Origin of the sequence: Salimicrobium halophilum (genome assembly GCF_900100295.1) — a bacterium.
Classification (GTDB): Bacteria; Bacillota; Bacilli; order Bacillales; family Halobacillaceae; genus Salimicrobium; species Salimicrobium halophilum.
Window position 1 is genome coordinate 1 of the sequence record NZ_FNEV01000018.1, and the last position, 18,974, is coordinate 18,974.

At 48.4% G+C, this 18,974-nt stretch carries 19 protein-coding genes and 1 other annotated feature; of the genes, 6 read left to right on the forward strand and 13 right to left on the reverse strand.

Annotated elements, in window-relative coordinates:
• The coding region (locus tag BLQ44_RS16000; RefSeq protein ID WP_143004734.1) for an RNA-guided endonuclease TnpB family protein at positions 1–559 on the forward strand (559 nt) is incomplete at its 5' end.
• Positions 560–631: 72 nt separating this feature from the next.
• On the opposite strand, the gene BLQ44_RS16005 is transcribed toward BLQ44_RS16000, so the two are convergent.
• Positions 632–1,171 carry a helix-turn-helix domain-containing protein gene (locus tag BLQ44_RS16005; RefSeq protein WP_093194886.1) on the reverse strand — a complete coding sequence of 180 codons (540 nt, stop codon included), beginning with the start codon at positions 1,169–1,171 and terminating at the stop codon, positions 632–634.
• A gap of 126 nt (positions 1,172–1,297) precedes the next feature.
• On the opposite strand from BLQ44_RS16005, the gene BLQ44_RS16755 reads away from it, so the two are divergent.
• Positions 1,298–1,483, forward strand: coding sequence for a Spo0E family sporulation regulatory protein-aspartic acid phosphatase (locus tag BLQ44_RS16755; RefSeq protein ID WP_093194887.1), 186 nt, complete (start codon positions 1,298–1,300; stop codon positions 1,481–1,483).
• 618 nt (positions 1,484–2,101) lie between these two features.
• Here BLQ44_RS16755 and ileS read toward each other — a convergent pair.
• A complete protein-coding gene (ileS, locus tag BLQ44_RS16020) occupies positions 2,102–5,191 on the reverse strand; it encodes an isoleucine--tRNA ligase (protein WP_093194889.1) in 3,090 nt (1,029 codons plus the stop codon).
• Positions 5,192–5,255: 64 nt separating this feature from the next.
• Positions 5,256–5,474: a binding site (T-box leader), on the reverse strand.
• Positions 5,475–5,657: 183 nt separating this feature from the next.
• Between ileS and glsA the strand changes: the two genes are divergently transcribed.
• Both glsA and BLQ44_RS16030 read left to right on the forward strand, forming a co-directional pair.
• On the forward strand, positions 5,658–6,605 hold the full coding sequence (glsA, locus tag BLQ44_RS16025; RefSeq protein WP_093194890.1) for a glutaminase A: 948 nt from the start codon (positions 5,658–5,660) through the stop codon (positions 6,603–6,605).
• Positions 6,595–7,041: a DUF4385 domain-containing protein gene (locus tag BLQ44_RS16030; protein ID WP_093194891.1), complete on the forward strand. Its 447-nt coding sequence runs from the start codon at positions 6,595–6,597 to the stop codon at positions 7,039–7,041. Before glsA ends, BLQ44_RS16030 begins: the two co-directional genes overlap by 11 nt.
• Before the next feature lie 206 nt (positions 7,042–7,247).
• On the opposite strand, the gene BLQ44_RS16035 is transcribed toward BLQ44_RS16030, so the two are convergent.
• Both BLQ44_RS16035 and BLQ44_RS16040 read right to left on the reverse strand, forming a co-directional pair.
• Entirely contained in the window at positions 7,248–7,817 is a 570-nt protein-coding gene (locus BLQ44_RS16035) for a histidine phosphatase family protein (protein WP_093194892.1), read from the reverse strand.
• Positions 7,814–8,806, reverse strand: a complete 993-nt coding sequence (locus BLQ44_RS16040) for an NAD(P)/FAD-dependent oxidoreductase (protein WP_093194893.1) — start codon at positions 8,804–8,806, stop codon at positions 7,814–7,816. The genes BLQ44_RS16035 and BLQ44_RS16040 overlap by 4 nt, the downstream gene beginning before the upstream one ends.
• A 134-nt stretch (positions 8,807–8,940) precedes the next feature.
• Here BLQ44_RS16040 and BLQ44_RS16045 point away from each other — a divergent pair, with 134 nt between their 5' ends.
• Both BLQ44_RS16045 and chrA read left to right on the forward strand, forming a co-directional pair.
• On the forward strand, positions 8,941–9,249 hold the full coding sequence (locus BLQ44_RS16045) for a PadR family transcriptional regulator (RefSeq protein ID WP_245688183.1): 309 nt from the start codon (positions 8,941–8,943) through the stop codon (positions 9,247–9,249).
• Positions 9,246–10,421, forward strand: a complete 1,176-nt coding sequence (gene chrA / locus BLQ44_RS16050; RefSeq protein ID WP_093194895.1) for a chromate efflux transporter — start codon at positions 9,246–9,248, stop codon at positions 10,419–10,421. Before BLQ44_RS16045 ends, chrA begins: the two co-directional genes overlap by 4 nt.
• A gap of 47 nt (positions 10,422–10,468) precedes the next feature.
• Here the strand turns inward: chrA and BLQ44_RS16055 are convergent, their stop codons facing one another.
• The 9 genes from BLQ44_RS16055 to BLQ44_RS16095 form a co-directional block, all read right to left on the reverse strand.
• Positions 10,469–12,415: a DUF6449 domain-containing protein gene (locus BLQ44_RS16055; RefSeq protein ID WP_093194896.1), complete on the reverse strand. Its 1,947-nt coding sequence runs from the start codon at positions 12,413–12,415 to the stop codon at positions 10,469–10,471.
• On the reverse strand, positions 12,393–13,286 hold the full coding sequence (locus BLQ44_RS16060) for an ABC transporter ATP-binding protein (RefSeq protein WP_093194897.1): 894 nt from the start codon (positions 13,284–13,286) through the stop codon (positions 12,393–12,395). The genes BLQ44_RS16055 and BLQ44_RS16060 overlap by 23 nt, the downstream gene beginning before the upstream one ends.
• Positions 13,279–13,656 carry a GntR family transcriptional regulator gene (locus tag BLQ44_RS16065; RefSeq protein ID WP_093194898.1) on the reverse strand — a complete coding sequence of 126 codons (378 nt, stop codon included), beginning with the start codon at positions 13,654–13,656 and terminating at the stop codon, positions 13,279–13,281. Before BLQ44_RS16065 ends, BLQ44_RS16060 begins: the two co-directional genes overlap by 8 nt.
• 122 nt (positions 13,657–13,778) lie before the next feature.
• A complete protein-coding gene (locus tag BLQ44_RS16070) occupies positions 13,779–14,588 on the reverse strand; it encodes an STAS domain-containing protein (RefSeq protein WP_093194899.1) in 810 nt (269 codons plus the stop codon).
• Between the two features lie 37 nt (positions 14,589–14,625).
• The gene (locus tag BLQ44_RS16075; protein ID WP_093194900.1) at positions 14,626–15,222 is read right to left on the reverse strand and encodes a flavin reductase family protein; all 597 of its coding nucleotides are present in this window, start codon (positions 15,220–15,222) and stop codon (positions 14,626–14,628) included.
• A 68-nt stretch (positions 15,223–15,290) separates the two neighbouring features.
• Entirely contained in the window at positions 15,291–16,037 is a 747-nt protein-coding gene (locus BLQ44_RS16080) for an SDR family NAD(P)-dependent oxidoreductase (protein ID WP_093194901.1), read from the reverse strand.
• Positions 16,038–16,127: 90 nt separating this feature from the next.
• A complete protein-coding gene (locus BLQ44_RS16085; RefSeq protein WP_093194902.1) occupies positions 16,128–16,952 on the reverse strand; it encodes an aldo/keto reductase in 825 nt (274 codons plus the stop codon).
• A gap of 51 nt (positions 16,953–17,003) precedes the next feature.
• Positions 17,004–17,843: an SAM hydrolase/SAM-dependent halogenase family protein gene (locus BLQ44_RS16090; RefSeq protein ID WP_093194903.1), complete on the reverse strand. Its 840-nt coding sequence runs from the start codon at positions 17,841–17,843 to the stop codon at positions 17,004–17,006.
• Positions 17,844–18,485: 642 nt separating this feature from the next.
• Positions 18,486–18,956, reverse strand: coding sequence for a DUF1189 family protein (locus tag BLQ44_RS16095; protein ID WP_093194904.1), 471 nt, complete (start codon positions 18,954–18,956; stop codon positions 18,486–18,488).
• Between the last annotated feature and the right edge of the window lie 18 nt (positions 18,957–18,974).

Sequence of the window (18,974 nt, forward strand, 5' to 3'; positions counted from 1 at the left end):
CCCCCATGTCTTCAGATCGTTGGAGATGAAACTGGAAAAGGCGCAGAAGAAATTGTCCAGACGCTATGAACGGGCAAAGAAAGACGGAAAGCCCCTGCATGAAGCGAAGAACTACCAGAAACAACGACGGAAGGTCGCTCGTATCCATGAAAAAATCAAAAACATCCGCACCGATGTCCTGCACAAGTTCAGTACCGACATCGTCAAAAACCACGACGTGATCGGGATCGAAGACCTGCAGGTAAGCAGCATGGTGAAAGACAAGCACCTGGCCAGAGCCATCAGCGACGTGAGCTGGTCCACCTTCCGTGACATGCTTGCCTACAAAGCGAAGTGGTACGGGAAACACCTCGTCGTCGTGGGAAGAATGTTTCCTTCCAGTCAATTATGTTCCTGTTGCGGCTATCGGAACAAAGCAGTCAAAGATCTTGGTCTCCGGACATGGACATGTCCTTCCTGTGCGACACATCATGATCGGGACCTGAACGCAAGCAGGAACATCGAGGCGGAAGCGATCCGCCTTCAAACTCTAACCGGTGGGACGCCGGGGTTCGCTTAGGCGGCATCTGTTCGATAGAACGGAGGTTCTAAGAATCCCCTACCTCTTAGCGAATGCGTAGGTGGGGGTAGTTCAATTTTCTGTCGGTACGTGTATAGCTGTAGAAGCACTGGCGGCGCCGATCAGTTCATTGTTTTCATTATAAAGGGGATGACAGAATACATCGTAGCTGACTTTCCCGACGGCCATGGGAAACGCGATTTCTTTCCGCATCGTTTGCTCCGTGGCTATCACTTCTCTTTTCATTTCCTCGAGAGCTCTCGTCCCCTCGTTATCTCGTATTTCCGTGTCTGTCTTTCCGATGCTTGCGGCCATATCGAAATCCTGATGAGGGTTGAAAATCCAGGTGTATCTTACTTCCTTATCACAGTGGGCAATAATCATCGGGGAATTCTCAAGAGCCACAGAAAATGGGCTGGCCTCGAGTTCAAAGATCGAATAGTGAAAACCCAGCACTTCTGCAAGTTTTTTTGCAATTTCTGTACTCGGGTGTTTGATGCCATTCTCAATTTGAGCATAATACGATCGGTCCAAGTACGCTTTTTTGGCTATCTGGTGTTGCGTCAGACCGTTCAATTTTCTCAGTGTGGCCAACCATTTTCTTTTTTTCATTCCGTCCTCGCCCTTTCTTCGACGTATGTTTCTATATAGGAACATTCATTTTGATTATTCTGCAATTATAATAATAGGTACCCTTACCATCGTTTTTCTAACTTCAATTTGTAAAGGAGCTACGTTTTGACTGATGAACATGCAGACCTATCCAAACTTTCCAATGAAGAACTAGAGAAAACCATTCAGCAGCTCAAAAACCGGATGGTCGACTTCGGTACCACTTACGGGCTCAATCATCAGGATACCATTCATACGAGCCAAACCCTGGATCGTTACGTCATGGAAGTTCAGAGAAGGAAAAGGAAGTAGTGTTCGCATTTCCCTCTTCCTAATCTTTCTTTATCATAACAATGGTGTACAAAAAAATGAATACCTGCAATTCAGAGTTTACACTAAAAAGCGCCTGCTCATGCAATAGTTGCATGAGCAGGCGCTTTGTTGTTTTGAATAGATGATTAGGTTATCAGCATTCCTAAGAGCAGAGCAAGCATGTTATCCGACGATTTTAAACTGAAATCCTGAAAAACTACCTCATATTTTTCGGTATAAGGCCGTTTCAGGATAAGTCTTGAACGAAACCATCTCATAGCTAAAGATATGAGGTGGTTTTCAGATAATCCATTTATTTCATGCCTTATAACCTTCTGTCCGTAGCTCACAAATGAGGTCTTCTCCACTTTTCGTGTCCAGCTACGAAGACCAGAAGTCCATAACATAAGTGGTCACCTCTGTTTCGGGAAAGTACGCCCGAAGCCAGAGCCGCCCACTTATGTTAGAACTTCTAAACGGCCTTCTCCGCTTTTCGTGTCTAGCTGCAGCACCCAGAAACCCGAGCCATAAGAAGCTCGGATCAGAGAAAGGACACCTTTCGTCTGACCGATCTTCTTATGACTGAGGTTTCTAAGCGGGGTGCTTCCGCTTTTCTACTTACTCATGAATAACCAGTTTCAGTTCATGGTCACTCACTTCGAAGGATTCCATGTCACCCGCGTCTTCCACTTTCAACTCATTCACGAGTACGTTGTCACGGATGACTTTCTCGTTGGCTTCTACAGCTTTCGTCACTTCGTCGTCACCGGATAGCGTGATATCTACACGAAGGTCGATAGGTAGATCCTTCTGTTTCCGTACGTCCTGGATGACACGGATCACTTCACGGGCAAGACCTTCAAGACGAAGTTCTTCTGTCATGGTCGTATCCAGTACGACGTGGAATTCCTGGTTGGATCCCATAGATAGTCCACTATCTGCTACACGCTCCACTACGAGAAGGTCCATCGGCACTTCGATATCTCCGTCGTCTGCTGGAACGACCGCTTTTTCCTGAGCAACGATGTCAGCCGCCTGTTCATCCGAGATGGAATCAAGGTACTTCTTCACCGTGCTTACGTTTTTGCCGAGCTTCGGACCGGCGGCACGGAAGTTCAGCTTCACTTCGTAACGCACGAGATCATCGGAAGATTCTTTCACGACGACTTCTTTGACGTTGATCTCTTCTGCGATGATGGAGCGATATTCTTTCAGTGCCGCTCCGCGATCCTGGTTGACCGGGATTACCGTCAGCTCAGACAACGGCTGCTTCGTCTTGATCGCTTCGGTGTTACGGACGCCACGCGCCAGTTCCACAACCTGCAGCACTGCATCCATATCCGTCTCCAGCTGTTCATCCACAAGATTCTCGTCACGTACCGGGAATCCCACGAGGTGGACGCTTTCCCCTGTAAGGTTCTGATGAATATCATCCGCAACGAAAGGCGTGTACGGAGCAAGCAGACGACTCACATCCACCAGTACTTCTCTCAATGTCGAATACGCAGCCTTCTTCGATTCGCTCATGCCGCTTTCCCAGAAGCGGTTACGGGAACGACGGATATACCAGTTACTCACTTCATCCACCAATTTCTCGATTTCTTTCGCCGCTTTGGTGAAATCATAATCATCAAGAGAAACTCTTACTTTTTCTGCAACGGTATTCACGCGGGATAGAATCCAGCGGTCGAGAAGCGTTCTCTCCCCTGTGTCATTCGGGTCGTATTCGTAGTTGTCGATATCCGCATAAAGCGTGAAGAACCCGTGCGTATTCACAAGAGTATCGATGACTTTCGACTTCGCTTCCGAAACGACACGTTCCGAGAAACGCTTATTGTTCCAAGGAGCACTATCTGCAAGAAGCGCCCAACGGAACGCATCCGCTCCGAATTTGTTCACAAGATCCATCGGGTGAAGCGCGTTCCCTTTACTCTTCGACATCTTTCTGCCGTGCTCATCCAGGATGTGGCCTGTAGAAAGGACGCGCTTGTAAGGTGCTTTCCCTGTGAACATCGTGGATACTGCCATCAGACTGTAGAACCAGCCACGTGTCTGGTCGATTCCTTCACAGATGACATCTGCAGGGAACTGCTTATCGAACATTTCTTTGTTCTCGAACGGATAGTGGTATTGGGAAAATGGCATCGAACCACTGTCGAACCATACGTCGATGACTTCCGGTACACGGTCCATCGTTCCTCCACACTCATCGCAGGAAAGCTGGATACGATCGACGTAAGGTTTATGAAGTTCTACATCGTCATGGTTTCCATTCGCTTTCGCAAGAAGATCCGACTTGCTCTCGGGCGCATGCTGATGACCACAGTCATTACATACCCAGACGTTCAGCGGCGTTCCCCAGAAACGGTTACGGCCGATGTTCCAGTCCACCATATTATCGAGGAAGTTACCGAAACGTCCGTCTTTGATATGGTCCGGGTGCCATTCGACTTTTTGGTTGTTTTCGATGAATTTGTCTTTCATTTCCGTCGTCTTGATGAACCAGCTCTCGATTGCATAGTAAAGAAGTGGCGTGTCACAACGCCAGCAGTGAGGATAGCTGTGCTCATATTTCTCTTTATGGAAAAGAAGCCCTTCATCGGAAAGATATTTCACGATATCTACGTCACAATCTTTGACGAAACGCCCTTCGAATAGAGGAATGTCAGACGTATAACGGCCCGCTTCATCTACAACGTTAAAGAACGTCAGATTATTTTCCTGTACAAGGTTGTAGTCATCTTCCCCGTAAGCAGGTGCGATATGAACGACACCTGTACCACTGTCTGCGTTTACGAAGTCGGCGGAAACGACCGTATGACCACGTTCCGGCTTTACGAACGGGAACGGTGCATCGTAATCGACACCGACGAACTCGCTTCCCTTGTGCTCAGAAACCGTTTCGTACTCTTCTCCCATAACCGTTTCAGCAAGGTCTTTCGCTACGATGAACACTTCTCCGTTCTGCTTCGCCTTGATATAGTCGAGCTCCGGATGCACAGCCAGCGCTACGTTCGCAGGGAGTGTCCAAGGAGTCGTCGTCCAACCGAGGAAAAATTCGTTCTCTGCGCCTTTCACTTTGAACTTCGCTGTAGCGGACAAGTCTTTCACATCTTCATAGCCCTGAGCCACTTCGTGAGAGCTCAATGTCGTCTGACAGCTCGGGCAGTAAGGAGTGACCCGGTGCCCTTTCGAGAGAAGACCGCGCTTATGCAGATCGGAAAGGATATACCATTCACTTTCGATATAATTATCCTCAAGCGTCACATACGGGTTATCCATATCCAGCCAGTACCCGATGGACTCAGTGAACTCACGCCACTGCTTCTCATACTCGAACACACTCTTCTTACATTGTTCGATGAACTTCTCTACGCCGTACTCTTCGATTTCCTGCTTACCGGAAATTCCGAGCTGTTTCTCCACTTCGATCTCGACCGGAAGTCCATGTGTATCCCAGCCACCTTTACGGAGTACCTGGTACCCGTTCATCGTTTTGTAACGACCGACGAAATCCTTGATCACACGACCAAGCACATGGCCTGCGTGTGGAAGACCATTCGCTGTCGGAGGTCCTTCATAGAAAACGAACGTTTCGTTCCCTTCCCTTTCTTCCATGGAACGGTTAAATACGTCTTGTTCCTGCCAGTAACCTTTGACGCGATTCTCACGCTCAACAGCCACTTCTTTCGTATTGACTTTACGCATTCCTTCTTCACCTCACGTAATGTATTTTGAAACGCTTTTTGAATATAAAAAAACCGCCCCTTAAAAAAGGGACGGAGTCATTTCCGCGGTACCACCCAAATTCCGCATAGATGCGGCAACTTTGATCAGCGCGTATAACGGACGCCGGAACCCGTCGTCGTCTACTGTTTTCAACGACGCTTCTACAGGATGATCTTCCCCTCTTCTCCAACGGTCACCTTTCAGCTGCCGGTGATTCTCTGAAGATGGTCAAAGAGCGTACTCTTCCTGTCTCAGAATTTACGTATACTCTATACTTTCTTATAGTAACACGAAAGTCAACCGTCTGTTTCAATTTTTTTCGTATTATCATCAATTATTTCTATTCCACGAAAAAATATCCGCTATTCTGTAAAAAAGCCATGCATACAGAAAGCGTGACAACCCATTGTTTGGGGTACAACTAAGGGAAAAGGAGGAGTCGCCCGTGAAACAGTTGAGTGAAAAATTATTGGAAGAACTTGTGGAAGACAGTCTCCCCTATGCCTCAGAAGGGAAAGTGAGACCTGTCATCCCTTATTATGATGAAACGAAGAAAGATATCCTCGGAGTCACGATCTGGACCGGTGACCACTGTTACCACGCCGGTGAGCAAGGGATGTACGTCCCGATGCAGAGCACTGCCAAGATCGTCACACTGATGCTTGCGCTCAATGACTTCGGCAAAGACCGGGTGTTCGAAATGGTAGGTATGGAACCGATGGGAGATTTCTTCAACTCCATCAGCCAACTCGAGAAGCACAACATCGACAAGCCTTTCAACCCGATGGTGAACGCAGGAGCCATCGCCACTTCCGCCCTCATCAAAGGCGGGAACGTGGAGGAACGTTTCGAGCGATACATGGACTTTATGAAAAAGATCACCGGGAATCCTGACCTGGTAATGAGCGAAGACGTCTACAAAGCAGAGCAGGCGAACGGCGCACGGAATCGTTCTCTCGCCTATTTCATGCAGAGCACCGGAGCCATGATCATGGACCCGGAAGAAGCACTCGATTTCTACTTCCGCACGAATGCGGTCATGATGTGTACCGATGACTTCGCAAGAGTCGGTTACTTTCTTGCGAATGGAGGCCGCGAACCGGAAACGAACAAGCGCCTCATTCCCCCGGATCATTTAAGGACCGTGAAATCGATCATGCTGACGTCCGGAATGTATAATTCCTCCGGGCAATTTGCTGTAGAAGCAGGATTTCCTCTTAAGAGCGGGGTCTCCGGAACGATTATCGGAGCGGTCCCGGGACGCATGGGCATCGGCATCGTCGCTCCGGCCATCGATAACAAAGGAAACAGTACAGCCGGGGGCGCGCTAGTCAAATCTTTATCCCAGGCCCTTAACCTGAACATGTTTGGAGTGACCGACAGTGAGCTTTGACTACGATCAGGATTACGATAACACGGACTTCCGGAAACATCCGGAGAAGTATCAGGTCGGAAAAGGTGAGCAAGGCGTGCTTCTCGTCGAACCATATAAGAGTGAAATATTGCCGCACTGGCGATTCAAGACGCCGGAGATCGCTGAAGAATCGTCAGAAGCTATTTATGATATGTACCTCGACTATAAAAAGAAAGAAGATTTCGTAGGCATGGATATGGCGAGGAAGTTCCTGCAGATGGGGTATACGCGTTCAAGGCGCTACGCCAATTACAAAGGCGGGAAGAAATACGACGAAGACGGCAACGTCAATGACAGAGACATCGATGAAGAAAAAGCGGAGTCCGCTCGTATTTTTGAAGAGAAGTGGATAAAAGTCCGTGAAGATGAAGAATACTTACAAATGAAAAAAGAACACCAGCAGAACTATGGGTAAACACTATTCATAGGAAGCCCGGATACATCGAATAGCCGTATGATATAGGAAAATCTATGAATTCATATCAAAGAAAAACACTGAGACTCCTGCGGGAACAGCGCGAGGTGAAAATCCACTTGATCAAGAGGCGTTCTTGATCAAGTTAGCTGAGGCCGTGCCCGCGGAAAGCGAAGTGTTTTTCTTTGATTTTTTAAAATTCTGTTTCAAGAAAGGTGGGTGACCTGATTGTAGTCGTGGATGGTCCAGGAGTCTTTCCTGAATTCGATATTGTTGAGACATCCATTCAAAAGTTTGAATCGGTCCGCCCCTACCTTACCACCGGAGATCTCCGTCAGAATCGCATTGATGACCGCTCCATGCGCAACAAGCAGCACATGCTCGTCCGTATACTCTTCTATGATACGGTCGATGCCAGCCATCACCCTTTCTATAAATGCTTCCTTCGGCTCCTGACCGGGATATTGTTTATCGGGATACGAAGCTCTCCTTTCTTCCTCGGTCATGCCTTCCCCTTTTCCGAAATGACGTTCTTTGAATTCATCCATCAGGGCAACGGACAGGCCGTGCCTTTCGCGGATAATATCCGCCGTATGCTTCGCCCGCTCGAGAGGACTTGCCACAACAGCATCCCAACTGTCTTCCGCCAGGTAGTCACGGCACAACTCTGCCTGCTTAATCCCTGTATCATTCAGCGGGATGTCTGTCCCACCCTGCAGTTTCCCCTGTTTGTTCCAATCCGTTTCTCCATGTCGTACAAGGCAAATCGAAGTCATTGCTCTTTCTCCTCTCCGGGTTTGTCGTGCTTATAAACGACGGTGCTGTAAATTTGCGGCGGGGCCTTCGGTACCAGGAGCTGTTTCACACTGTTCACAGCTGTCATCGCTTCCGACATCCCCGAGGCGAGCAGCATCGTTTTCCCAGGGTAATAAGCAGCGTCCCCACAGGCAAAGACGCGTGGTTTGCTCGTCTTCATTTCCGTATCTACAACGACACGCCCCTTCTCTACGTCGAGGCCCCAGTCTTTGTAGAAACTCTTCCCTATGTTGACACCTTCGTAGACAAGCAAGTGATCCACCTCTATCGTTTCCCCGTTCGAAAGGTGGATTTCAGAAAGGGCTCCGTTTTCGCCATCCAAATCTTCGATGTCCGAGTTGCGGAAGACCTGAACAGAAGAAGCGGCGAGTTGGTCTTCGTCGTGTTCATATACAGCGCGGAACGTTTCATCCCGATTGATCAGATACACCTCAGTCGCCCCTTCTTTCTCAAGCGTAAGCGCCCAGTCAATCCCGATACGGAAGTTCGAATACACGGCCACGCGTTTATTTTTGAAGTGGTCTCTATTTTCAAGCGTGTAGTGGATGGAGTATGGCTCGAACGCTTCTCTCTTCTCAAGCGGAAGCGGGACCATATCGTAGGCTCCGAGACCGGAAGCGAGAATGACAGAAGCCACCGTGTAATCCCCTTTGTCGGTCTTCACCGTTACGAAATCTTCTGTTTCTTCCACTCCTTCGACGACCACTCCCGTTTCTATGTCCGGCGAAAGCAGATCCGTCTGTTTCTGCGCTTCATACACAAAGTCCTCCCCGGTGATGCCACTGAATCCCGGGACATCATACAGTTCTTTTTCCGGGTAGAAAACTTTCGCCTTGCCCCCCGTTTCCTCGTGGTACTCGAGTACGAGCGTATCCAGGTCTCTCATGCGACTATAATAAGCGGCATAGAGACCGCTCGTTCCTCCACCAATCACGATTACATCTCTCATTCTGTCAACGCCTCCGATACTAATTGATAACTATTTTCAATTCTAAACAAAATCTTAAGATTTTACAATATTGACGGGGTTGTCCTGATATCGTATATTGATATCGGATATTGATAATGAAAGGAGTGCTACCCTTGCTCAGAGATTTCTTTCTCGGCACGATTAAAATCCATATCCTCCATCACGCCAAAGAAGAGCCCATTTACGGAGCGTTCATGATGGAAGAATTGGAGTCGCATGGATATACCGTTAGCCCTGGCACCCTTTACCCGACGTTGAACGCCTTGCATGAAGAAGGGCTCCTGGAGAAATACGAACAGACCGTAGGGGGCAAAGTAAGGAAGTACTACACGATTACAGACAAAGGAATCGAAGTATTAGAAGAAGGAAAACGCCAGATTGTAGAACTGGCGAATGAAGTATTAGAGGGGGAAGATACATGAGTGAAAGGAAAGGATCACTGCTTGAAATCCTGAAAGCATCAACGAAGCTCGGACTCACCTCATTCGGAGGACCAGTCGCTCACCTTGCTTATTTCAAAGATGAATACATCGACCGGAGGAAATGGCTCGATGATAAGACATACGCAGATATCATAGCCTTGTGCCAGTTCCTTCCCGGTCCTGCCTCCAGTCAGGTCGGGATTTCCATCGGGATGCTGAGAGGCGGACTGCTGGGTGGAATCATCAGCTGGCTCGGGTTCACGTTGCCGTCTGTTGCCGTGTTGATTCTGTTTGCTCTACTCTATCAAAGTTTTAACCTGGCGGATGCTCCATTCATTTTCAGCCTGAAAGTGGTAGCGGCAGCGGTCGTTCTGCATGCGTTGATCGGCCTAGGGAAAAAACTGACGCCTGATAAGAACAGAATTACGATAGCGCTGATTGCCGCCTTTATCATGCTGCTCTTTCCGTCAGCCTGGATGCAGCTTGCTGTAATCGGGGCTGCCGGGATCGCCGGAAAGTTCCTTTTTGAAAAAATCGCCGACACGAATGCCGAACCATTCCCGATCACTTTTTCCAAAAAAGCGGGTGCCGTATCCCTCGCAATCCTTGGAAGCTTATTGGTACTGTTGCCGATTCTGGCACGTCAGACCGACCACATTCTCATGCAGATTTTCGACACGTTCTTCCGCGTCGGTTCCTTAGTATTCGGTGGAGGACACGTCGTATTGCCGATGCTCGAGAGAGAGGTCGTACCTTCCGGATGGCTGAACGCTGATCAGTTCCTCGCAGGGTACGGGATGGCTCAGGCTGTTCCAGGTCCGCTATTCACGTTCTCGAGTTATCTCGGAACGATGATCGAAGGATTGAGCGGAGCTCTGGTGGCTACAATCGCCATCTTCCTTCCGTCGTTCCTGTTCCTGATCGCTGCGCTTCCGTTCCTCAGTGAACTGAGAAGCCGTCCGGGATTCCAGGGAGTGCTTATGGGTGTAAACGCCAGTGTCGTCGGCATCTTACTTGCCGCTTTTTACGACCCTGTCCTTACAAGCGCGATCACATCGAACGCCGCTTTCGGTCTTGCCGCCGTATTGTTTGCCCTGCTGCACTTTTTCAAAGTATCAGCCTGGGCCGTCGTGTTAATCGGTGTCGCAGCCGGATCGATTCTGTTCGCCTGAATAAGGAAGACCCGTACTCATGTAGATGCACGAGTACGGGTCTCTTTTCATTCTTCCAATCCATATATATCCATCGGGTAGCTCTGCGACTGCTTGAAGTAGATTCCTACCATCCGTTCCGCCGGAGCCGGAAACAGGGAGGAGCTGAGGATTTCACGTATCTCATCCGGATCTGATATCGTCTCCACCCCTTCTCCGTCGTCTGCCCTGGTTCTGAATTCTTCGTAGTAATCCCCCTCCGGAACCTGATCGAACGTAACAATCTTCAACTCTTCCACATCCTCTATATCGGTGAAGACCTGATCATAGAATCCTTCTTCCTTCATCCATGCCGCGGTATTTTCATCATACAACGAGACCTGGAATCGTTCGGTGTCCGCTTGCGCGGAAAGTCCCGTCCCTTTCATGTGAAGGATCACATCACTCCCGAGAAGTCTCGGGGACGTCATCTGACTATAGGAACGGCTATAGATGTCTTCTCTCATATGTTCATAAAACGCTTCTATTTCAGCAGCGTCTGATATTTCGTATGAAGTTCCCTCTCCTCCATGGAACTCGACACTCTTTACGTCTTCAGGGCCGGTGCGGAATATCGGGGAACTCATTTCCTTGTACTCCCTCGACTCATACACTTCTTGCAGATAGTCCTCCCTGTTGAATCCAGGCGGAAGAACATAAGATCTGGCCACTCTCTCTCCGTCTTCGAGTTCATATTCGAGAAACAGGGACCGTCCTTCCTTATTTCCGGACGTATGCTCGACCAGATATTTATGCACATTCATCACTCGGAGAATATTTTCCGTTTCGGTCATGTTTTCCCCCATCGTCGCTGAGGAAGTGCTCCGGTAGTTGTGATCTCCGATATATACGCTCTCTATGTCCTCCAGTTCAGGAAGACGCTCTTCATACCCGAAGAGATCGAGCTGCACAACGAACACGACGATGGCACTTATACCGGCGAACACGACGTAATTCCTTATAGTCCGGAGAGAAAAGATACGCCACGTCTTCTCAAGCAGCATCTCTGTAACCAGGAAGCCGAACAGGGAACCGACGACATAACCGAAAATCAGCCATTCCCACGTGTCCCATGGACCGCTTGCGAAGAAGATTCCTCCGACCAGCATGAAGCAGAAAATGATAAGGTACTGAAACACCGGTGCCGCTTTCGGAAAAGAAACAGCCTGCCCCGCCATTTCGAGAGGCCGGATTCTGTATAAGGAATAAGCACCTAGCAAAAACAGCAAAGTCGCTATTCCGTAAAACATCAGTACCATCCCCGGCACCGAGCCGAGATTTGCGGAGAACATCTGGATCACCGGCGAATACTCCTGACTGAATGCACTCATGTAATACGAGGGAGTGAACCCTTCGAAGTAAAAGACGAGATTGGAGGTCACGAGCGTCATCAGTGCTTCCGGAAGTACCAGGAAAATGAACGCTACGATTCCCTGGAGGAGGGACATCCCTGTCAGCATCCCGACGAACACGGAAACGGAATAAATCAGGAGACTGAAGAGGAGAAGTACACCCGTCCATTCTCCGATATCATTCCATTCATATAGAATAGTCGCATCTCCGGTCGTAAGCAGCAGTCCCAGAAGAAGAGCGTTCAGCAGCAGGGGCACGGCGAGAAGGAGGACTCCTGTGCCTATATGTATAAGAAACAGCTGGACCCGCTTCATGGGAAGGCTGTGAAGAAAATCACTGTAGCCTTTATTCTGCAGATAACGGAACAGGAAAATGCCCATCAGCAAAGGAGCGAGCAGCACGAACGGGTATTGCAGCCCGTACCCATAATCGAAGAGCGGGTTCATCCCTTCCGGCAAACTTTCAGGATAGACCGGATACCCGATACCATCCTCCCCTGTACGACGAAGCACCTGAAAAGGCAAGATGAAGAACAGGGCGATGAAATAAGCGATGCTCACCCAACCCGTCTGACGCAGAACCTGTTTCAGAAGTTCCGCTTTAAATAATGTCTTCTTCCGCATATCCGACCCTCCTCATCTCATAGATAAATATTTCCTCCAATGTCAGCGTGAGCTGATCGAAGACGACCGGTTCCTGGGAAAGGAAATGGTCTTCGATTTCTTCTTTGTTTCCTCGCAGGATATAAATATATACACTCCCCCGTTTCTCCTTATGTACAAGAGATAGGGAATCCGTCACCGGTTCCTTTCCTTTCCGGAAAGCTACCTGCACTTTATGGAATTCTTCTTTCAGATCATCGATGTCCCTTTCAAGCAGGATCGTCCCTTTATGGAGAATACCGATATAGTCGCAGATGTCCTCCACTTCTTTCAAATTATGCGAAGAAATGATGACTGTCATCTCCCGTTCCGCCACATCCTGAAGCATCATCGATTTTATCGTTTTCCTGACGACAGCATCCAGTCCGTCGAACGGCTCGTCAAGGATCATCACGTCCGGTTTGGAGGACAATGCAAGCCAGAAAGCCACCTGCCGCTTCATCCCTTTGGATAATTTATTGATTTTTTTATTTTCATCAAGCCCAAGCATCTGTTTCAAAGAGGTATATCGCTCTTCATCCCAGGAAGCGTAGGTCTCTTTATAAAAAGCGGCCATCTGCTTCGGTGTGTATTGTGAGAAGAAATAGAGATCGTCCTGAAGAAAAATCACTCTTTCTTTCACTGCATTGTTTTCAAACACGGGCTGGCCGTCGATATGTACAGATCCACGATTCGCCTTCAGAATCCCCGCCAGCATCCGCAGCAATGTCGTCTTTCCGGCTCCGTTTGATCCGAGCAAACCATACACAGACCCTTTTCTTACGGATAGACTGACATCTTCGATCACAGTTTCCGCCTGGAATTTCTTCCTGATATTCGCTGCTTCAATCATCATTCGACCCTCCCCGCGCCTCGCGGATGATTTCTTCGAGTTCCGCTTCTGTCATCCCCAAATAAAAAGCTTCTCTCAGCATAGGGATCGTCTTTTCTTTGAGTTCCTTCACTTTCATTGTGCTGCTTTCGTCTGCTCTTTGCTGGACGAAACTTCCCCGCCCTTTTACGGAATAAATATATCCCTGTGCCTCGAGTTCCCGATACGCTTTCTGAATCGTATTAGGGTTCACCGTAAGCTCACCGGCGAGGTCACGAACCGATGGGAGTTTTTCATCCACTTCCATCACTCCTTCGATAATCAGACGTTTGAACTGGTACACGAGCTGTTCGTAGATCGGCCTGCCGCTTCTCATATCCAATTCGAGCATGCTTCTCCCACCACCATTCCTCAACTGTATTAACTGTATTATTAATAGTAATACAGTTGAATTCCTATTTCAAGAACTTTTTGGAAGAATACTGGAGCTGCCCATAAAAAAACAGCCAGGCTTTAAGCCCGGCTGTCTTCTCCGATCATCTGAAGCGCCTGTTTGACGGAAACATAACTTCTCAACGAAAGTTCACTGAAATTCGCATATGGACTGCTTCCCATTGCAAATTTCGGCGTGACTCCACTTAAGATGAGCGTCGTTCCCATCAGATCCAGTAACTGATTCAGTTGATAAATGCTTATGTGTATATCTTCGTTGAACACTTGAACTGCCGACAAATCGAGAATCAGATAGTCTTCTTTCTGTTCCTGCACGTGAAAACTCACGGCATCCAGCATCTGCTGAAGACGTTCCTCGTCCACATTACCGATCAGCGGTAATACGGAAACATTATCCTTCACCGGAACAATCGGCGTGGACAGGCGTTTCACTTCGGAAGAATAATGACCGACAAGTCTCTCTGCTTCTTTACGCTTCGTCACATCCTGCTGCACCCCGACGAAAAAGTCCTGGTTCAGTTTATCGATGTAGACGGTATAGATCTGAAGCTCATTCCAGAACTCGGATCCGTCTTTACGGTAGTTAAGCAGCTCTACTTTGACCGTTTCCTTTGTATGTATGGCCTCCCGTATCTGATCGACACCTTTTTGTTCCGTGTGTTCTCCCTGCAGAAAACGACAGTTCTTCCCGAGGACCTCCTGCGCTTCATATCCCGTCAATTCTTCGAAACCTTTGTTCACGTAAATAAGCGGCATATCTTCCTGTTCCGGGTCAGCAATGACAACACCGGCTCCGACCCGGTCGATTGCTGCACGAATGAAGTCATTCTGCTGCAGCACTGCCAATTCATCCAGTGAATGATACTCCATCTTTTCTCCTCCTCTCCCGTATTTCTATACTTTCATTTTATTTCGGAAGTGTATCTGTTGGCAATGAAAAGAAATCACGCACAAACGTGTAATCGCCAGCCATACGCCCGATAGCCTCAAGCTTCCGGGGATCCACTTTATCTGACTCCATATAAACGTCATCCCTCAAGTGATAAGCGATCACTTCCCCGAGGATCAGGTTCGACGTCCCTATTTCTATCACCTGAGTGAGCTTGCATTCAAAGCTTACCGGAGAAGCCATTACCCTTGGAGGTTTCACATAGGCGCTTTCTGCTTCTGTCACCTCTGCAACTGCAAACTCATCTTCTCCCGGTTCATAATAGCTACTCGTTTCGTGCATGGCATTCGCCAGCGATTCCGAAACGATATTGATCACGAATTCTTCTGATTGCTTTATATTGAAAGCTGTATCTTTCTGCCGTTCCTGTTCTCCGACAGAGATCGCGAGAGTCAAAGGATTCATAGATGCCACCGTAAAAAAGCTGAAAGGAGCCAGATTCTTTCTACCCTCTCTGTCCATCGTCGAGACCCAGGCTATAGGCCTTGGAACAATTGCGCCTTTGACCAACTTCCCCATATCATGATTCTTGAATTCACTTTTATGCAAAAGCAAGATTCCTCACCTTCCTCTGTCTCTTCAGCATACACGATTTTTTTATTTTCTTCTATCGGGAACCCTCGTCACCGGAAAGAAGCATACCCGTCATCGGCCATGACTACGCTCCCGTTTACGGCTTGGGCATCCGGTGATGTGAGCAGATAAGCGACTCCTGCGATTTCTTCCGGTTGAATCAGTTCGTTCCGCAAGTGCTTGCGTTTCAACGATTCCAACGCACCCATATCTTTATACCCCTGGATGATCGGTGTATCGACGCCACCCGGAGCGATTCCGACGACCCGTATTCCGTGTTCCCCGAGTTCAAGAGCCGCCGTCTGCGTCATCATACGTACCGCTCCTTTAGAGGCCTGATAAGCGAACGTGCCTCTGCTCGCCATATATCCGAAAACAGAAGCTGTGTTGATGATCACCCCTTGCACATTCAATGCCACCATCTTTCTCGCAGCAGCGAAAATTCCATAGGCCACCCCGTGCTGATTGACCTCGATCGTTTTTTGATACATATCGAGGTCCGGGTCCAGAATCGAGCCCATATCTCCTATCCCGGCGTTGTTGAACATGACGTCGATCGTCCCATATGTATCCACCGTTTTCTCTATGAGGTGCTGCACCTGATCATACGAAGACACATCCGTCTTCACGAAAAGAACCTCTCGTCCTTTCTCTTTCAACTGTGCTTCCACTTCCTTCCCCCGGGTTTCACTTACATCGGCCAGAACGACCTGAAACCCTTCCTCGGTGAACTTATCCGCCGTCGCCTTCCCTATTCCACTTCCTGCTCCCGTTACAACTGCCACTTTCTTTTTCATGGAATCCCTCCACTTTTATTATGAATGATTGTTCAGTCACTCTATTATATCAAAAAAACCGCCGGCTCTCACCAGCGGTTCTTCCCTTATTTACCTGATATTCATTTCACTCGGACGAGGACCTTTTCTCGTTCCACTGTCCAGCCCGTTCAATTTCTCCATATCGTCGGCTGTCAGTTCAAAATCGAAAACATCGAAATTTTCTTCGATGCGTGTCGGTGTGATGGACTTCGGAATAACAACTCGGTCATTCTGCAGGTGCCAGCGAATGATGACCTGAGCACCCGTTTTGCCGTGATGCTTAGCAATTTGCTGAACGACAGGGTCTTTCAGCACTTCTCCTCCCTGCATCAAAGGACTCCACGCTTCCATCAGGATGCCGTTCTTCTCACAGAACTCTTTCAAGTCCGTCTGTGCCAGATATGGATGACACTCCACCTGGTTGATAGCCGGCTTCACGTCACATTCCTCTATGAGACGCTCGAGATGTTCGATATCGAAGTTACAGACACCGATGGCCCGCACTTTCCCGTCTTTCTGCAACTGTTCCATCGCTTTGTATGTCTCGACGTACTCATCGTACTCAGGTGTCGGCCAATGAATAAGATATAGATCCACGTAATCAAGTCCCAGCTTACTTAGACTTTCATCGAAAGCTTTCATCGTGTTCTCGTATCCCTGATCCGCATTCCACACTTTCGTCGTAATGAACAGGTCTTCGCGCGGAATTTCGCTATTAGCGATTGCATGACCGACCTGACGTTCATTTCCGTAAATGGCAGCCGTGTCAATCGAGCGATAGCCGGTCTCCAACGCTTTCGCTACAGCAGGTTCTGCATCTTCCGTGTCCACCTGCCATACGCCAAAGCCGAGCTGCGGCATTTTCACGTTATTATGTAGCTCTACATAATTCATATGATTCTCCCCTTTCCTTGTTAATGTACCCATTTTACCATAGCTTTGAACCTACAACTTTTTGAAGGTGATGTGCCAATCCGGTCCGGTTCCTACATCATAAGCCTTTGCGAAAGACCCCTGATTGATGGCAACCGCCAAGTGATCAAGAGAATTCACATATACGAGAGGTTCTCCTTTGTGTGTATCTGCAAACGAATGCCCGAATGTCATCAGCTGATGAAAATGACGTCTCCGGCCGTGTTCAATCGTAACTTCGATGGAATCTCCGTAATTGATATCCAGCTCGTGAAAAGTGTCCCTGTGCACATTCGTCCACAAATTACCGAACTGAATATCGAGGATATCCACCGTTCCCCCGACTTCTTCTCCAGCGACTTCCGGGTATTGGAGAGGAAGAGAAACGAACGAATCGACAGAAAGCGAAGGTCCCACTTCTTCGTAAGTTATGACTCCCGATGCAAGCCGTGCCCCGGTATAAGCATAAATATCCCGTCCGTGGAACGTATAACTCTCTCCGGAGTTCGGCAAGCGATTCACCTGCTCATCAATCTCACGCAGTTCTACAATCTTCTCCGCTTCATGGATATGCGTCAGGGTCCCGTTGTCCGGTGTAACGACGTAATGACCGCCTGATGTTTTGGCGACGACACTCTTCCGCTCGGAACCGACACCGGGATCTACCACGGATACGAACACTGTACCTTCTTTCCAGTACTTGGCCGTCTGCCACAACCGATAAGAAGCTTCCCATATATGAAACGCAGGTATTTCGTGCGTAAGCGTAAACTGCTTCAAATCTTTGTCCACCGAATGAGCCACCCCGTGCATCGCACTGACGGCCCCGTCACTGATACCGAAATCCGATTGAAAAACTAATGCATTCTTCATCGCTTTCCCTCCCTAAATTGTTTTTCCATTATCTTACCTTATCCTATCGGGAAATCCAAGTGGAAAAGAAAAAGCGGAGACATCCCGTTTAGAAGTTCTGGCATAAGCAAGGGTTTCTCTTTTCAGGTGCCCTATCCTGAAAAAGAAATCATTGCTTATGACATGTACTTCTGGATGTCGTAGCTAGACAGTAAAGGAAAAGCGGAAGCTCCCCGCTGTTTGCGGAACGTTCAGAGTGGATAAATCCTCGCGAGTGTCCCGCAAACTTATTTGCCACCCACTCGCCTACTACCCAGCCATCTGAACGTCGCCGTACAAAAATCGCGGGACACTCAGGTCAAAATTAACTTCTCGAGCGGGGCACAAAGCTGAAGCACATCCCATTGGCAAGGAAGACAGGACCTTCTTATTCTCCTTCCCCGCCTGCGGGGAAGGACAGTGATTCTGAATGCTCTTAGGCACCGTTCACAAGAGTATTTCTGTCCTGGACGTACCGCAAATCTACTTTGCGACCCACTCAACCAGGGCCCAGACTCTACGAACGGTGCAATAGTTGAAAGATGAACCACTCGCGCCAGACAAAAACGAGAAGAACGTACCATTCACAGCTCATCATCCTCCGCAAAGCATAAAAAAGAAGCGTCAGGAACGCTTCGGATAAACCGTAATCATTTTATACAGCAAATAACTGATGGGAACGAAGAACAGTAACACTGTCACATACTCACTCACCCCTATATAGGTGGAAACGGTGGAAAACGTGAGGGGCAGTGTCAACGCATAGGCGGTCATTTTCCACAATTGCTGATAACGCAGCTTCCTTTTTAACAGCTTAGAAAGGAAAAGCCCTCCTCCGGCAAGAATAGAGACCCCTGCAATAATCAGAAAAATGATCAACAAAGGGTAGAAGACGAGCGCCTGGGCCATATATAACCCTCGGGACACTTCGGTCAGCTCTCTCTCAAATGTTGTTATGGCGTTATATATATTAGGAATAAACAGCACAAGCAACAGAACGAAGAGATAGCCGATGGTGCTCGTAATCCCTTTTCTATTCAATTGGAACAGCGCATCCTTCCTCGGAAGACGCAAGCTCAGTTTCAATGACTCCATCTCTAACACGTCCATTTC

Bases quoted from the DNA above. Each gene is read 5' to 3' on its own strand.
- BLQ44_RS16005 (WP_093194886.1), bottom strand. From the start codon at position 1,171: ATGAAAAAAAGAAAATGGTTGGCCACACTGAGAAAATTGAACGGTCTG.
- ileS (WP_093194889.1), bottom strand. From the start codon at position 5,191: ATGCGTAAAGTCAATACGAAAGAAGTGGCTGTTGAGCGTGAGAATCGC.
- BLQ44_RS16035 (WP_093194892.1), bottom strand. From the start codon at position 7,817: ATGACTTCGATTTGCCTTGTACGACATGGAGAAACGGATTGGAACAAA.
- BLQ44_RS16040 (WP_093194893.1), bottom strand. From the start codon at position 8,806: ATGAGAGATGTAATCGTGATTGGTGGAGGAACGAGCGGTCTCTATGCC.
- chrA (WP_093194895.1), top strand. From the start codon at position 9,246: ATGAGTGAAAGGAAAGGATCACTGCTTGAAATCCTGAAAGCATCAACG.
- BLQ44_RS16055 (WP_093194896.1), bottom strand. From the start codon at position 12,415: ATGCGGAAGAAGACATTATTTAAAGCGGAACTTCTGAAACAGGTTCTG.
- BLQ44_RS16060 (WP_093194897.1), bottom strand. From the start codon at position 13,286: ATGATTGAAGCAGCGAATATCAGGAAGAAATTCCAGGCGGAAACTGTG.
- BLQ44_RS16065 (WP_093194898.1), bottom strand. From the start codon at position 13,656: ATGCTCGAATTGGATATGAGAAGCGGCAGGCCGATCTACGAACAGCTC.
- BLQ44_RS16070 (WP_093194899.1), bottom strand. From the start codon at position 14,588: ATGGAGTATCATTCACTGGATGAATTGGCAGTGCTGCAGCAGAATGAC.
- BLQ44_RS16080 (WP_093194901.1), bottom strand. From the start codon at position 16,037: ATGAAAAAGAAAGTGGCAGTTGTAACGGGAGCAGGAAGTGGAATAGGG.
- BLQ44_RS16085 (WP_093194902.1), bottom strand. From the start codon at position 16,952: ATGAATTATGTAGAGCTACATAATAACGTGAAAATGCCGCAGCTCGGC.
- BLQ44_RS16090 (WP_093194903.1), bottom strand. From the start codon at position 17,843: ATGAAGAATGCATTAGTTTTTCAATCGGATTTCGGTATCAGTGACGGG.
- BLQ44_RS16095 (WP_093194904.1), bottom strand. From the start codon at position 18,956: ATGGAGTCATTGAAACTGAGCTTGCGTCTTCCGAGGAAGGATGCGCTG.